The 13854-nt window shown below is 68.2% G+C and carries 14 protein-coding genes and 1 tRNA gene; 6 read left to right on the top strand and 9 right to left on the bottom strand.

Translation table 11 applies throughout. The features are described 5' to 3' along the window. Nucleotides 1-16: 16 nt before the first annotated feature. On the bottom strand, nt 17-820 hold the full coding sequence (locus tag E3U25_RS21950) for an undecaprenyl-diphosphate phosphatase (RefSeq protein WP_181180843.1): 804 nt from the start codon (nt 818-820) through the stop codon (nt 17-19). Next, complete coding sequence (locus E3U25_RS21955) at nt 817-1809, bottom strand: complex I NDUFA9 subunit family protein (RefSeq protein WP_114535040.1); 993 nt, start codon at nt 1807-1809, stop codon at nt 817-819. Before E3U25_RS21955 ends, E3U25_RS21950 begins: the two co-directional genes overlap by 4 nt. A gap of 577 nt (nt 1810-2386) precedes the next feature. Between E3U25_RS21955 and E3U25_RS21960 the strand changes: the two genes are divergently transcribed. Both E3U25_RS21960 and E3U25_RS21965 read left to right on the top strand, forming a co-directional pair. Continuing rightward, nucleotides 2387-2471: transfer RNA gene (locus tag E3U25_RS21960), tRNA-Leu, on the top strand. Between the two features lie 208 nt (nt 2472-2679). Then, a complete protein-coding gene (locus E3U25_RS21965) occupies nt 2680-3120 on the top strand; it encodes an NUDIX domain-containing protein (protein WP_116223062.1) in 441 nt (146 codons plus the stop codon). An 11-nt stretch (nt 3121-3131) separates the two neighbouring features. Here the strand turns inward: E3U25_RS21965 and E3U25_RS21970 are convergent, their stop codons facing one another. Further along, nucleotides 3132-4403: a PP2C family protein-serine/threonine phosphatase gene (locus tag E3U25_RS21970; RefSeq protein WP_036751898.1), complete on the bottom strand. Its 1272-nt coding sequence runs from the start codon at nt 4401-4403 to the stop codon at nt 3132-3134. A gap of 119 nt (nt 4404-4522) precedes the next feature. Between E3U25_RS21970 and E3U25_RS21975 the strand changes: the two genes are divergently transcribed. Then, nucleotides 4523-4873 carry an Hpt domain-containing protein gene (locus tag E3U25_RS21975; protein WP_036751896.1) on the top strand — a complete coding sequence of 117 codons (351 nt, stop codon included), beginning with the start codon at nt 4523-4525 and terminating at the stop codon, nt 4871-4873. 7 nt (nt 4874-4880) lie between these two features. Here the strand turns inward: E3U25_RS21975 and ilvA are convergent, their stop codons facing one another. Continuing rightward, entirely contained in the window at nt 4881-6119 is a 1239-nt protein-coding gene (gene ilvA / locus E3U25_RS21980) for a threonine ammonia-lyase IlvA (protein WP_116223061.1), read from the bottom strand. A gap of 78 nt (nt 6120-6197) precedes the next feature. After that, complete coding sequence (locus E3U25_RS21985) at nt 6198-7040, bottom strand: hypothetical protein (RefSeq protein WP_116223060.1); 843 nt, start codon at nt 7038-7040, stop codon at nt 6198-6200. A gap of 50 nt (nt 7041-7090) precedes the next feature. On the opposite strand from E3U25_RS21985, the gene E3U25_RS21990 reads away from it, so the two are divergent. Together E3U25_RS21990 and mog are read left to right on the top strand one after the other, a co-directional pair. Continuing rightward, entirely contained in the window at nt 7091-8317 is a 1227-nt protein-coding gene (locus tag E3U25_RS21990; RefSeq protein WP_116223059.1) for an argininosuccinate synthase, read from the top strand. Between the two features lie 50 nt (nt 8318-8367). Beyond that, on the top strand, nt 8368-8901 hold the full coding sequence (gene mog, locus E3U25_RS21995) for a molybdopterin adenylyltransferase (RefSeq protein ID WP_116223058.1): 534 nt from the start codon (nt 8368-8370) through the stop codon (nt 8899-8901). Here mog and E3U25_RS22000 read toward each other — a convergent pair. The 4 genes from E3U25_RS22000 to E3U25_RS22015 form a co-directional block, all read right to left on the bottom strand. Beyond that, nucleotides 8891-9490 carry a nucleoside/nucleotide kinase family protein gene (locus E3U25_RS22000; RefSeq protein WP_116223057.1) on the bottom strand — a complete coding sequence of 200 codons (600 nt, stop codon included), beginning with the start codon at nt 9488-9490 and terminating at the stop codon, nt 8891-8893. The genes mog and E3U25_RS22000 overlap by 11 nt on opposite strands. A gap of 62 nt (nt 9491-9552) precedes the next feature. Continuing rightward, the gene (locus E3U25_RS22005) at nt 9553-10347 is read right to left on the bottom strand and encodes an ATP-binding cassette domain-containing protein (RefSeq protein ID WP_208021261.1); all 795 of its coding nucleotides are present in this window, start codon (nt 10345-10347) and stop codon (nt 9553-9555) included. Next, nucleotides 10344-11417 (bottom strand): ABC transporter permease, encoded by a 1074-nt coding sequence (locus E3U25_RS22010; protein WP_072461070.1) that lies wholly within the window; start codon nt 11415-11417, stop codon nt 10344-10346. Before E3U25_RS22010 ends, E3U25_RS22005 begins: the two co-directional genes overlap by 4 nt. Nucleotides 11418-11507: 90 nt before the next feature. Then, nucleotides 11508-12527, bottom strand: a complete 1020-nt coding sequence (locus E3U25_RS22015; RefSeq protein ID WP_036751878.1) for a sugar ABC transporter substrate-binding protein — start codon at nt 12525-12527, stop codon at nt 11508-11510. A gap of 118 nt (nt 12528-12645) precedes the next feature. Between E3U25_RS22015 and E3U25_RS22020 the strand changes: the two genes are divergently transcribed. Beyond that, nucleotides 12646-13836, top strand: coding sequence for an ROK family transcriptional regulator (locus tag E3U25_RS22020; RefSeq protein ID WP_116223056.1), 1191 nt, complete (start codon nt 12646-12648; stop codon nt 13834-13836). The last annotated feature ends 18 nt before the right edge of the window (nt 13837-13854 follow it).

The raw sequence follows: 13854 nt of genomic DNA on the forward strand, positions 1-13854 counted from the left end.
GGGTCAGTATTGTTTACTATCCTGCCTGCAAAGCCAGCAGAACCACGGCCCCGACCACGATTCGCCACCAGGCGAAGAAGCCGTAGCCATAGGTCGAGACATAGTTCAGCAACCCCCGCACCACGACCACGGCGGCCAGGAAGGCGCAGACGAAGCCCAGCACGATGTTCCCGGTCGCCGCTGCGTCCAGGATGTCGCGGTTCTTGTAGAGGTCATAGACGAAAGCGCCCAGCATCGTCGGCATGGACAGGAAAAAGCTGAATTCCGCGGCAGAACGCTTGTCCGCGCCCAGAAGCAGGGCACCGACGATGGTCGCCCCCGAACGCGAGACGCCGGGAATCATCGCCAGGCACTGGATGAAGCCGATCTTCAGCGCCATGGGCAGCGGGAAATCCTCGGCCGAGAAATGGCGCGGCCGGGTCGCCATCCGGTCCACGAACAGCAGCACCACCCCGCCGACGATCAGCATGATGGCGATCAGGGCCGGGGTTTCGAACAGCACTTCCTTGATGATGCGATGCGCCAGCACGCCGATCACCACCGCGGGCAGGAAGGCCAGCAGCACCGCCAGGATGAAGCGCCGCGCGCGCGGGTCATGCGGCGCGCTGGTGAAGATCCGCCACAGCCGCCCGGAATAGACGCCCAGGATGGCCATGATGGCGCCCAGCTGGATCAGCACCTCGAAGGCGCGGCCAGGCGAATCGAAGCCCAGGAAATGCCCGGCCAGCAGCACGTGGCCGGTCGAGGATACGGGAATGAACTCGGTCAGCCCCTCCAGCAGACCAAGGGCGGCGGCAACGAGGGTGTTGTGGTCCATCAGCCGTTGCGCAGGTTCTTCGCCGAGGCGGTGATCGCCTCATATTGCCCCGAGGACCGGAAGCGCCACAGGTATTGCGCGATGATCGCGGGGGCGGCGGTCGGCTCGATCCCCAGGTCGGCAAAGGTCTTTACCTGTTCCGAGACCCGGTTGGGCCGGCGCAGCAGCCGGGCCTGGTCGCGGGTCATGATGCGGTTGGTCAGAAGCCCGCCGCTGACGGTCTGCACCGTGTCCAGCACCGATCCCATCACCCCGCCCAGCCAATGCGGCAGGCCGACGATGGCGCGGCGGCGGCCGGTCGCGACCAGCACCTGCTGCGCCACCTCGCGCATGGTCAGTACATCGGGGCCGCCCAGCTCATAGATGCCGGGCCGGGCCTGTCCCGCGGCCGCCATGGCGGCGGCCTGGGCCACGTCCTCGACATAGACCGGCTGCATCGGCGTCCTGGCGCCCGGCACCAGCAGGATCGGTCCCAGCCGGGTCATCGAGGCGATGCGGTTGTAGAAATGATCGTCCGGCCCGAACATGACCGAGGGGCGCAGGATCACCGCATCGGGGCGATGCGCCAGCACCGCGGCCTCGCCCCGGCCCTTGGAGGCGGCATAGCGGCTGTCCGAATCCGGGTCCGCGCCGATGGCCGAGACATGCACGAAATGCCGGACGCCGGTTTCGGCGGCGATGCGGGCGATGCGGCCCGCGGCTTCTTCGTGGATGGCGTCGAAGGTGTTCCTGCCTTCGCGCACCATGATGCCGACGCAGTTGATCACCGCATCCGCATCGGCCATGCAGGCGGTCACGGACAGGTCGTCGCGGACGTTGCAGGGCACCGGCTCGACCTGGCCGGGCGCGCCATAGGTGCGCACCACGCCGGCTTCGTTCGGGCGGCGGACGGCGACGCGGATGCGCCAGCCCTGGGCGGCCATGATCCGTGCGATCTGCCGGCCCAGGAATCCAGACCCGCCATAAATGGTGACAAGCTTGGCTGCGGACATGCGGCGCTCCCTTCGTGCGTGCTTGATCGTTCAATACCCAAGCCTTCCGCCAGCGGCAAGCCGTGGCCGCCGGCCTGCGACGATCGGGTCCGCCTTGCCGGCCTGTCCCGGCGTGCGCCGCGCCCTTTCTACGGCCGGGCGAGGGCGGCAAACGGGCCCGGCATGAAAGGCCTGTCAGGTCGCGCCATGGAGGAGGTGCGGCCTCGCTGCCGCGGCCGCTCGCGCAAGGTAGTCGCCATGGGGTCATGGCGACCGACATGGGCGGCCTGCTCTCGGTCGCCCGGGCGGGGCTGTGTGGATGACTTCGACCGCGGGAGGATCGAGCGGGTCTGTATAAGGCGAAGGGGGTGGTTCATGCCGGGCCATCCGGCTGAAGGGGGCCGGGGCCGCCTGGCCAGGGCGCGGCTTTCCGGTGCCGCCAGCCCATGGATTGCGGCCCAGAACAAGGCCAGGGCGAGGGCCTGGGCGAGGGCGTGAAACGGGGGCGTGAAAAAGATTTGCGGCCGGGCGCAGATTTTTGTCGATCCCCCGTTGACACCCCCTGCGGCTGGGCTTAATCACCCGGCTCACGCGACCTGCCCAGGTGGCGGAATTGGTAGACGCGCACGGTTCAGGTCCGTGTGCCGCAAGGCGTGGAGGTTCGAGTCCTCTCCTGGGCACCATGAACAAAAGCCGCGCAAGCCCTTGGGTTTGCGCGGCTTTTGCTTTGCGCGGCAGGGGCCCTTTCGGGCGGGCCTTGCCGCCGGTGGCGCGGTTGCATGAGTATTTGGGGAACGAAGAAGCCATGCGGAGCCGCGAAGGGCGTCGCCATGGCCTTCCCGGCCAGGAAGGGTGCCGGCAAGGCGCCGTGGGGAAAGGAAAGCAAGCCGCATGATACCGCGTTTCGGATCGCCGCCGGGGCGTCGCGCCTATCGCCTGCGTCCGGGGGCCTATGGCCTGCTGATCCGCGACGGTGCGGCGCTGCTGACCTTCCAGCAGGCGCCGCAGCCGGAGTTCCAGCTGCCCGGCGGCGGCATCGACCCCGGCGAATCGCCGCTGGCCGCGCTGCATCGCGAGGTGCGCGAGGAGACCGGCTGGAGCATCGGCAATCCGCGCCGCTTCGGCGCCTACCGGCGCTTTTGCCATATGCCGGATTACGGGTTCTGGGCGGAAAAGCTCTGCACCCTCTGGCTGGCGCGTCCGGTGGCGCGGCTGGGCGCCCCCGCCGAACCGGGGCATGAGGCGCATTGGGTGCCCCTGCGGCAGGTCGTGGAACTGTTGCCCGATCCGGGCTCGCGCGCCCTGGTGCGGGCGGCGTTGCGGCGGATCTGAGCCGCGCCTGCTCAGCCCCATGGGTGGTCGCCGTTCCTCTGCCGCTCGACCAGCACGGCCGAGATGTCGTCGCTGCGCCGGCCGCCGGCGTAATGCGCCGCCGACCAGCAGATCGATTCCAGCAGCGCATCGCCGCGCAGCGTCGCATTGGTGCGCAGGATGGCGTTCAGTCCCTCCTCGCCCAGGGGTTCGCCGCGCGCGTTCTCGCTTTCGGTCAGCCCGTCCGAGCTGATGAACAGCCTGTCGCCGGGGCCGAGCGCCAGTTGCACCTCGTCATATGCGGCATCGGGAAAGACCCCCACGGGCAGGCCGCCGCCGCCGATCCGCTCGATGCGGCCGTCGGCGTGTTGCAGCACCGGATGGGGGTGGCCCGCCTGCACCAGCCGCAGCTGGCCGGTCAGGAAATCCAGGTCGGCATAGACCATGGTGAAATAGGATTCGATGCGCAATTCCTCGATCATAAGCGTGTTCAGGTGGCGCAGGACTTCGGCCGGGGGGCGGGCGTCGTAAAGGCCCAGATCGGTGATGCGCAGCGCGATGTTCTGGTCCGTTCCGCCCGACAGTAGCGCCGCCAGCCGGGCGCAAAGCAGCGCCGAGGCGACGCCATGGCCCGCCACGTCCAGCGCGAACAGCCCGATGCGGCGGGCGTTGATCGGGAAGAAGCCGACCAGGTCGCCGCCGATATGGCCGGCCGGGCGCATCAGCAGCGACAGGTCGAAATCGCCGTAGCGGCCATGGCGTTCCCGCACCAGCCCCTGCTGAAGGCGCTGCGCCTCGCGCAGGTCGCGGTCGATCGCGGCCTGGGTTTCGCGCAGCTGGGCCAGGGTCGCGCTGAGCTGGGCATTGGCGCTGCGCAGGCTTTCCTCCATGCGCAGGATGCGTTCGCTGGCGGAAAGCCGCGCCAGCAGTTCGGCGCCCGAGACCGGCTTGGTCAGGAATTCGTCGGCGCCGGCGCGCAGCCCCTGGGCGATGTCCTTCTTGTCGTTGCGCGAGGTCAGCAGGATGAAATAGCCATAGCGGTCCGACTGCATCTCGCGGAAGCGGCGGCAGAATTCCAGCCCGCTTTGCCCCGGCATCATCCAGTCCGAGATCACGATGTCCGGCCGCCGTTCCAGGCAGATGCGCATCGCCTCGTCGCCGCTGGCCGCCTCGACCACCTGGTAGCCGGCGCGGATGAGCTGCACCGCCAGGGTCCGCCTTTGCGCCCGGCTGTCGTCGACAAGCAGCACCAGCCGCATGCTGTGCGGTATCGTCGTCGCGGCCTGGGGATCGAGGATCATCATGCGCCACGGTCTAGACCACCGGGTCTGAATGTTCCGTTAATCCAGACAATTTTCGCGATTAACACGTCATAGATGAAATTGCTGTTATGAAGGCCGGGTGATTCTTCCGAGGGTTGTCCATGCTGGATTGGAACCGTATCAACGAACTGCGCGGGGAGGTCGGCGATGACGAATTCCAGCTGATCCTGGAGCTGTTTCTGGACGAGGTGGAAGGCGTCATCATGCGCCTGTCGCGCCGGGACGTGCTGCAGCTGGAAACCGACCTGCATTTCCTGAAGGGATGTGCCTGGAATCTGGGCTTTACCGATTTCGGCAATCTTTGCGACGCGGGCGAACGCAAGGCCGCCGGCGGCCGGGCGGCCGAGGTCGATGTCGAATCGCTTCTGGCCAGCTATTCCGCGTCGAAACAGGCGCTGATGCGGCAACTGGACGCGGCGCTGCGCCCCGACAGGCGGGCGCGCCTTGCCTGAGCGTCGGTCAGATCAGGAATTCCGCCAGCACCGGGTCGCGGGTGATGTCGCGATAGCCGATCCCCGCCGCCTCCAGCCTTTCGCACAGCCGGGCGAGGTTTTCCGGCGCGGTGGTCTCGATGCCGATCAGGACCGAGCCGAAGTTGCGCGCCGATTTCTTCAGGTATTCGAAGCGGGCGATATCGTCCTCGGGGCCAAGCAGCTGCAGGAAGTCGCGCAGCGCGCCGGGCCGCTGCGGCATGCGCAGGATGAAATAGCGCTTGAGCCCCGAGAAACGCTGGGCGCGTTCCTTGACCTCGGGCAGGCGTTCGAAGTCGAAATTCCCGCCCGAGCAGATGCAGACCACCCGCTTGCCGGCGAGATCCGGGATGTCGCGCAGCACGTCCACCGCCAGCGCCCCGGCCGGTTCCAGCACGATGCCCTCGATGTTCAGCATCTCGAGCATGGTAGCGCAGATGCGATCCTCGGGCGCGGTATGGACGCGCTCGGCGTCGAAACCGGCAAGCGCGGCAAAGGGCAGGTCGCCGATCCGCGCCACGGCGGCGCCATCGACGAAATTGTCCACGGCGGGCAGGGTCACGGGGGCGCCGGCCAGCAGCGCCTCGCGCAGGCTGGCGCCGCCCTCTGGCTCGGCGAATTCGGCGCGGGTGCCGGGGCCCAGTTCGGCCAGCAGCCGGGTGACGCCGGCGGCCAGCCCGCCGCCGCCGACCGGCAGGACGACGACATCCGGCGCCCCGCCCAGTTGCTCGAGCAGTTCCAGCCCGACCGTGGCCTGCCCCTCGATGATGTCCGGGTCGTCGAAGGGCGACAGGAAGGTGGCGTCCTGCGCGCGGGCGAAATCCTGCGCCGCGGCCAGCGTCTGGTCGAAATAATCCCCGGTCAGCACGATCTCGATGGCGCCATTGCCGAAGATGCGGGTCTTGTCGATCTTTTGCCGGGGCGTGGTGACGGGCATGAAGATCGTGCCGCGGGTGCCGAAATGGCGGCAGGCATAGGCCATGCCCTGCGCGTGATTGCCGGCGCTGGCGCAGACGAAATGCCCCTGCGGCCCGGCGCCGATCTTGCGCATGGCGTTGAAGGCGCCGCGCAGCTTGTAGCTGCGCACCGGCGTCAGGTCTTCGCGTTTAAGCCAGATCTCGGCGCCGTATTTGGCCGAGAGGTGGTCGTTCTTCTGCAAGGGTGTCGGCTCGAAAAGGTCGCGCAGCGCGATCCCGGCCTGGCGGACAGAGGCGGCAAAGTTTTCCATGACCGGCGAATGGCGCGAAAAGCGGCGGTTGGCAAGTGGGGATGGCTTGCCGCCCTGGGCGATGCCCGCCCGCCCTGGCTAGCGGGCGGCGTCCATCTCGCAGGGCAGGACGACGGGCTGCGCGGTATCGGGCATCCAGGCAAGCACCTGCGTATCGGAAAGGAAGGTGACGGCAAGGGGCCGGGACGGCATGGAAGGGAACGCGCATCGGTAGCTTTCCTGCCCATCCAGCGCGCGGACGGTGCCGGGCAGGTCGGGCATGATCGCCAGCGATGATGCCAGCGGCATCGCGATCATCGCGCTGAGCGGCAGGACAAAGGCCATCGACCGCAGGGCTGCGCCGCCGCCCCCCGTCAGCATTTGCAAGGTAAACAGCCCGAACAGCAGCAGCATGAGCAGCGCCCCGACCCCGGCGAAGGTCAGCCAAAGGCTCATGACCGCGGTCAGCATGTCCAGGCTCATCGGAAAGGCGTCGGGCGAAACCCCGAAACTGTCCGCCAGGATGTCGCGCGCGCTCAGCCGGGCAAGCATGGCCATGCCAAGCGGAATGGCGATGGTCAGCCCCAGCCTGAAACCGGGCCAGCGCTGCAGGCTACCCATGATCGCGATGGCCCAGCCCAGCACCGCGATGCCGAAGGCCAGCGTCAGCACGGCAAGGGCGACGGGATCATGCCAGGCGGGCAGCGGCTTGACCAGCAGCGGCGGCAGGAAAAGGACCGCGGCGATGATCGCGCTGAGCCACCAGCAGTCGCGAAAGACGCGCCGCAACAGCGCGCCCGCCTGGTCCATGAAGGCATCGCGCGCCCGCCGCAGCCTGCGCCGGCACAGGATGACCCTGCTCCGGGCCCCGTGCCGAAATCCCCCCGGTTTGCCGGAAAAGCCCTGCCTGCGGTTGGGCCGCGCCCCGCTCTTGTCGGTCATCGGAAAACATCCTATTGCAACATCAACTCAAAAAACGGGGGCCATATCGCATGTCCGACGCGCCGAAGAAAGTCGTCCTTGCCTATTCGGGCGGGCTCGACACCTCGATCATCCTGAAATGGCTGCAGACCGAATATGGCTGCGAGGTCATCACCTTCACCGCCGACCTGGGCCAGGGCGAGGAGCTGGAGCCGGCGCGCCAGAAGGCTGAACTGCTGGGCATCAAGCCGGAAAACATCCATATCGTCGACGTGCGCGAGGAATTCGTGCGCGATTTCGTCTTCCCGATGTTCCGCGCCAATGCGGTCTACGAGGGGCTTTACCTGCTGGGCACCTCGATCGCCCGCCCGCTGATCTCCAAGCACCTGGTGGAAATCGCGCATCGCCACGGTGCCGATGCCGTGGCCCATGGCGCCACCGGCAAGGGCAACGACCAGGTCCGGTTCGAACTGTCGGCCTATGCGCTCGACCCCTCGATCAAGGTGATCGCGCCCTGGCGGGAATGGGATCTGACCTCGCGCACCCGGCTGATCGAATTCGCCGAAGAACACCAGATCCCGATCGCCAGGGACAAGCGCGGCGAGGCGCCCTTCTCGGTCGATGCCAACCTGCTGCACACCAGCAGCGAGGGCAAGGCGCTGGAAAACCCCGCCGAGGAAGCGCCCGACTACGTCTACCAGCGCACCGTCAGCCCCGAGGACGCGCCCAACCAGCCCGAATACATCGAGATCGGCTTCGAGCGGGGCGACGCGGTCTCGATCAACGGCGAGGCGCTGTCGCCCGCCACCATCCTGACCGCGCTGAACGAATACGGCCGCAGGCACGGCATCGGCCGGCTCGACTTCGTGGAAAACCGCTTCGTCGGCATGAAGTCGCGCGGCATCTACGAGACCCCCGGCGGCACCATCCTGCTCGAGGCGCATCGCGGCATCGAACAGATCACGCTGGACAGCGGCGCCGGCCATCTTAAGGATTCGATCATGCCGCGCTATGCCGAGCTGATCTACAACGGCTTCTGGTTCAGCCCCGAGCGCGAGATGCTGCAGGCGCTGATCGACAAGAGCCAGGAACATGTGACCGGCACCGTGCGGCTGAAGCTCTACAAGGGCAGCGTCCACACGGTCGGCCGCTGGTCGGACCATTCGCTCTACAGCGAAAAGCACGTCACCTTCGAGGACGACGCCGGCGCCTATGACCAGAAGGACGCGGCGGGCTTCATCCGGCTCAATGCGCTGCGGCTGAAGCTGGTGGCGAACCGCAACGCCAAGTTCAAGTAAGACCCACCGGCCGCGGGCAGCCCCCCGCGGCCTTTTTCATGAGGCCCGCCATGTCCCGTCCCGCCCATATCGCCATCGTCACCGTCTCGGACCGCGCCGCCAGCGGCGAATACGAGGACAAGGGCGGTCCGGGGGCCGAGGACTGGCTGCGCGCCACCATCACCTCGCCCATGGACATCACGCGCCGCATCATCCCCGACGGGCGCAAGATCGTCGCCGAATGCCTGCGCGACCTGGCCGACGACCAGGGCGCCGACCTGATCCTGATCACCGGCGGCACTGGCCCGGCGCCGCGCGACCAGACGCCCGAGGCCATGGCCGACGTGATCGAAAAGGAACTGCCCGGCTTTGGCGAGGAAATGCGCCGCGCCAGCCTGCGCGAGGTGCCGACCGCCATCCTGTCGCGCCAGACCGCGGGCATCCGCGGCGCCTCGCTCATGATCACCCTGCCGGGCAAGCCCTCGGCCATCGCCACCTGCCTCGACGCGGTTTTCGCGGCGGTGCCCTATTGTCTCGACCTGATCGGCGCGGCCTGGATCGAAACCGACCCCGGCCGCATCAAGGCGTTCCGGCCTAAGAAATAGGCGCGGGCCGGACCCGCAGATCGGCGGGCAGCGATTCGCGCAGCACCAGTTCGGCATTGCCGAGGTCGTTCTCCAGATGCGCCATCACCTCGGCCGGCGAACGCCCCAGCCCCTGCCAGCGCGCGGTCAGGCGCCGGCGCAGCTCCTCCATCGGCACGTCCAGCATGACCGACAGATCCCAAAGCCCGGCCAGTTCGCGCCAGGGCGCGCGGTCCAGCAGCAGGTAGTTGCCCTCGACCACCACCAGCCGGTGCCCCGTCTCGACGCGGCCGGCGCCGGCGATGGCCAGGTCCAGGCCGCGGTCGAAGACCGGATGGACCACCTCGCCCCCCGCCTTCAGTCGCCGCACCAGCGCGACGAAACCCGCGGCGTCAAAGGTCTCGGGCGCGCCCTTGCAGCCGCGCAGCCCGTCCGCCTCCAGCAGCCGGTTGTCCAGGTGGAACCCGTCCATCGGCACCAGAACCGCATCCTCCAGCCCGGCCACCAGCTGCGCGGCCAGGGTCGATTTTCCCGATCCGGGCGCACCCAGGATGGCCACGATCCGCCGGCCAGGGCCCAGCCTTGCCACAAGGTCCAGTATTTCTTCCATGCAAAAATATCCTGGGGGGGAGTCCGAAGGACGGGGGGCAAAGCCCCCCGCAGCCGCGCCGTTCAGGCCGCCGTTGCCACCTCGTCCGGCACCTTTGCCCCGGTCATGAAGGCCACCGCGTCCGACATGGAATAGTCGTCCGGCCGGATCACGCAAAGCCGCCGGCCCAGCCGGTGGATATGGATGCGGTCCGCCACCTCGAAGACATGCGGCATGTTGTGCGAGATCAGGATGATCGGGATCCCGCGCGAGCGCACGTCGCGGATCAGCTCCAGCACGCGCCGGCTTTCCTTGACGCCAAGCGCCGCCGTCGGCTCGTCCAGGATCACCACCTTCGAGCCGAAGGCGGCGGCGCGGGCCACCGCCACGCCCTGGCGCTGGCCGCCCGACAGCGTTTCGACCGCCTGGTTGATGTTCTGGATCGTCATCAGCCCCAGCTCGGTCAGCTTCTCGCGGGCGAATTTCTCCATCGCCGGCCGGTCCAGCTTGCGCAGCCACTTGCCCATGATGCCGGGCTTGCGCAGCTCGCGCCCCATGAACATGTTGTCGGCGATGGACAGGGCCGGCGACATGGCCAGCGTCTGGTAGACGCATTCGATGCCATAGCCGCGCGCATCCAGCGGGCTGGCAAAGCGCACCGGCTTGCCCTCCAGCGTGATCTCGCCCTCGTCGGGCTGGACCGCGCCCGACAGCGCCTTGATCAGCGAGGACTTGCCCGCGCCGTTGTCGCCGATGACCGCCAGGATCTCGCCCGGCATCAGGTCGAAGTCGCAATGGTCCAGCGCGGTGACCTTGCCATAGCGTTTCACCAGCCCGCGGGCTTTCAGAAGCGGTTCCCCGGAAATGTTCGCGTTCATGCCGATGCCTTTCTGATCCATTGATCCACCGCCACGGCGAGGATGATGAGCAGGCCGATGAGGAAGAAGGTCCATTGCGGATCGGTGCCGACCATCTTCAGCCCCATCTCGAACACGCCGACGATCAGCGCGCCGAAGAACATGCCGACGATGGATCCGCGGCCGCCGAAGAGGCTGATCCCCCCGATCACCACCGCGGTGATGGACTGGATATTGCCCAGCTGCCCGGTCGAGGCCGAGGGCGAGACCGAACCGAAGCGGCCGATCATCACCCAGCCCGCGATGGCGCAGAAGAACCCGGCCAGCGCATAGACCTGGATCAGCACCCGCCGGGTGCGCACGCCGGCCAGTTCCGCCGCATCCGGGTCGTCGCCCACCGCATAGACATGCCGGCCCCAGGCGGTATGGCGCAGGACGTAGGCCAGGATGGCGACCAGCGCGACCATCAGGAACACCGCGTAAAGGATCTTCACCCCGCCCGGCTGGATGGAATAGCCCCAGAATTGCAGCGCCGGCGCCTCGGCGGCGATGGCCGACGAGCGGATCGTCTCGTTCGCGGAATAGATGTAGTTCGCGGCCAGGATGATCTGCCAGGTGCCCAGCGTCACGATGAAGGGCGGCAGCTTGATGCGGGCGACCAGCCAGCCGTTGGCAAAGCCCATGGCGGTGCCCGCCGCCAGCCCCAGCGCGATCGAGACCGGCGCCGGGATGCCGTAGCGGAATGTGAACTGCCCCATCAGCACCGAGGAAAACACCGCGATGGCGCCGACCGACAGGTCGATCCCGGCGGTCAGCACCACCAGCGACTGCGCGCAGCCCAGGATGCCGACGATGGCGATCTGCTGCAGGATGGTGGACAGCGTCACCGCCTTGAAGAAGTTCGGCGACAGCAGGCCAAAGACGATGATCGCCGCGACCAGCACGATCATCGGCACGGCCGAGGGCGTCATGTGCAGCCAGTGCTGCAGGCGCTTCAGGGCGGTTTTCTGTTCGTGGAACTCGGCAACCTTGTCCGAGGCGCCTTGCAGGCCCTCCTCGTAGCCGGCGGCCGTCTTGGTGTCGGATGACATGGACGGTCTCCCCCCTTGCAAGACGCCGTGCAGGGCGCCGCTGCCTGTGGTCAGGGCGAGGTTTCCCCCGCCCTGCGGTTCAGTCGAGGCTCAGCCCCAGCAAAGCTCGGCGCCGCGGGCCGAGTCGATGGATTCGATGCCCTCGGCCGGCTTGTCGGTCACCAGCTGCACGCCGGTATCGGTGAAATCCTTGCCCTCGGTCGGCACGGGCTTGGTGCCGTCCTTGGCGAAGGCGGCGATGGCCTCGATGCCCTGCGACGCCATGTCCAGCGGATATTGCTGCGAGGTGGCGCCGATCACGCCGTCCTTGACGTTCTGCACGCCGGGACAGCCGCCATCGACCGAGACGATCAGCACGTCGCCTTCGCGCCCGACGGCCTTCAGCGCCTCATAGGCGCCGGCGGCGGCCGGTTCGTTGATGGTATAGACCAGGTTGATGTCGGGATCCTTGGCCAGCAGCGTCTCCATCGCCTTCAGCCCGCCTTCCTCGTTGCCCGAGGTGACTTCGTGGCCGACGATGCGCGGGTCAGTCTCGTCGCCCCATTTCTCGGGGTCGCCCAGCTCGATGCCGAAGCCCTGCAGGAAGCCCTGGTCGCGCAGCACGTCGACCGAGGGCTGCGAGATCGCCAGGTCCAGAAGCGCGATCTTGGCCTCGGCCGCCGCATCGCCCATGGTGGCCTTGGCCCATTGGCCGATCAGCTCGCCGGCCTTGAAATTGTCGGTGGCGAAGGTCGCGTCCGCCGCATCGACCGGGTCCAGCGGCGTGTCCAGCGCGATGACCAGCAGCCCGGCATCGCGCGCCGCCTGGAGGGAATCGACGATGGCCTTGGTGTCCGAGGCGGTGATCAGGATGCCCTTGGCGCCGTCCGCGATGCAGGCCTCGACCGCCGAGACCTGGCTTTCGTGGTCGCCGTCGATGCGGCCGGCATAGGATTTCAGCTCAAGCCCCAGCTCGGCGGCCTTGGCCTGCGCGCCTTCCTTCATCTTCACGAAGAAGGGGTTGGTGTCGGTCTTGGTGATCAGGCAGGCGCTGTCGGCCTGCGCCATGCCGGCGATCAGGGTCAGGGCCGTGCCCGCCAGCGCCGCGCGCAGCAGTTTGGTCTTGGTCATGATGTCCTTCCTCCTCTGGGCGGGTCTGACCGCCGCCTCCTGTAAAAGGCTGCCGAAGAAACGGGGGCTTGTCAATAAATCAATTTCGTTGATTTAATAGGGGAGGGAGGAAGCGACCATGCCGAACACCAATCCGGCGGCGACGCCGCAGGGGGTCCGCAGCCAGAACGAGCGGCTGATCCTGTGGCTGATTCGCCGCAACGGACCGATGCCGCGCGCCGCGCTGGCCCAGGCCACGGGCCTGTCTGCGCAGGCCGTCACCAACATCACGCGCGAGCTGATCGCCGCGGGCCTGCTGGATGCGGGGGGCGAGCGGCGGCGCGGCAAGGTCGGCCAGCCGCTACTGCCGCTGGCCCTGGCGCCGGAGGGGGCGCTGTTTCTGGGCCTCAAGGTCGGGCGCCGGGTGGCCGAGCTGGTGCTGGTCGATTTCGCCGGGGGCATCCGGCAGATCCGGGTGCTGCCCCATGCCTATCCGCAGCCCGACGCGATTCGCGACTTCGCCGTCGCCGGCGCGGCCGAGATCCTGGCCGAATTGACCCAAGCGCAGCGCGCGCGGCTGTCGGGCATGGGCATCGCCAGCCCCTTCTACCTGTGGGACTGGGCCGAGGAGATGGCCCCCTGGCGCGGCCGCGACCTGCGCGCCGAACTGGCGCAGGCGCTGGACCTGCCGGTCTGGCTGGAGAATGATGGCTCCTGCGCCTGCGGAGCCGAGATGATGTTCGGCACCCAGGAATTGCCGCAGGATTTCCTGTATTTCTATGTCGCGCATTTCGCCGGCGGCGGCGTGGTGCTGGACGGGCGGCTGCGGCTGGGGCCGTCGCGCAACGCGGGGGCGATGGGCTCCTATCCGGTGCCGGGGGGGCGGCAGGTGCTGGACGTGGCCTCGATTTCCGTGCTGGAATCGGCCTTGGGGGGCGACCTGCCGCTGGACGATGCGGCCTGGGATCTGCCGCCCGGTATCGTCCGGGAATGGCTGGACGAATCGGCGCGGGTGCTGTCCCATGCGGCTCTGGGGGCGGTGGCGGTGCTGGACCTGCCGCTGGTGGTGATCGACGGCGCCATGCCGGCCGTGCTGCGGGCCGGGCTGGTGCAGGCGACCGCGGCCAGCCTGGCCGGGATGCGCCACCACGGCGTCACCCTGCCCGAGGTGCGCGCCGGAGCCCTGGGCCGCCGGGCCCGCACGCTGGGGGCGGCCGCGCTGCCGCTGGGGGCGGGCTTCCTGCCGGGCGGCAGTTTCTCGGCCCCGCGGCCGGGCCGGAACGGGCATGAAACCCAGGGTGCGCCCGCGCGTTCCCGTGACGACAGGTGAAGAAAGGAAGCCGCGGCC

This window comes from Paracoccus versutus (genome assembly GCF_029909795.1).
Classification (GTDB): domain Bacteria; phylum Pseudomonadota; class Alphaproteobacteria; order Rhodobacterales; family Rhodobacteraceae; genus Paracoccus; species Paracoccus versutus.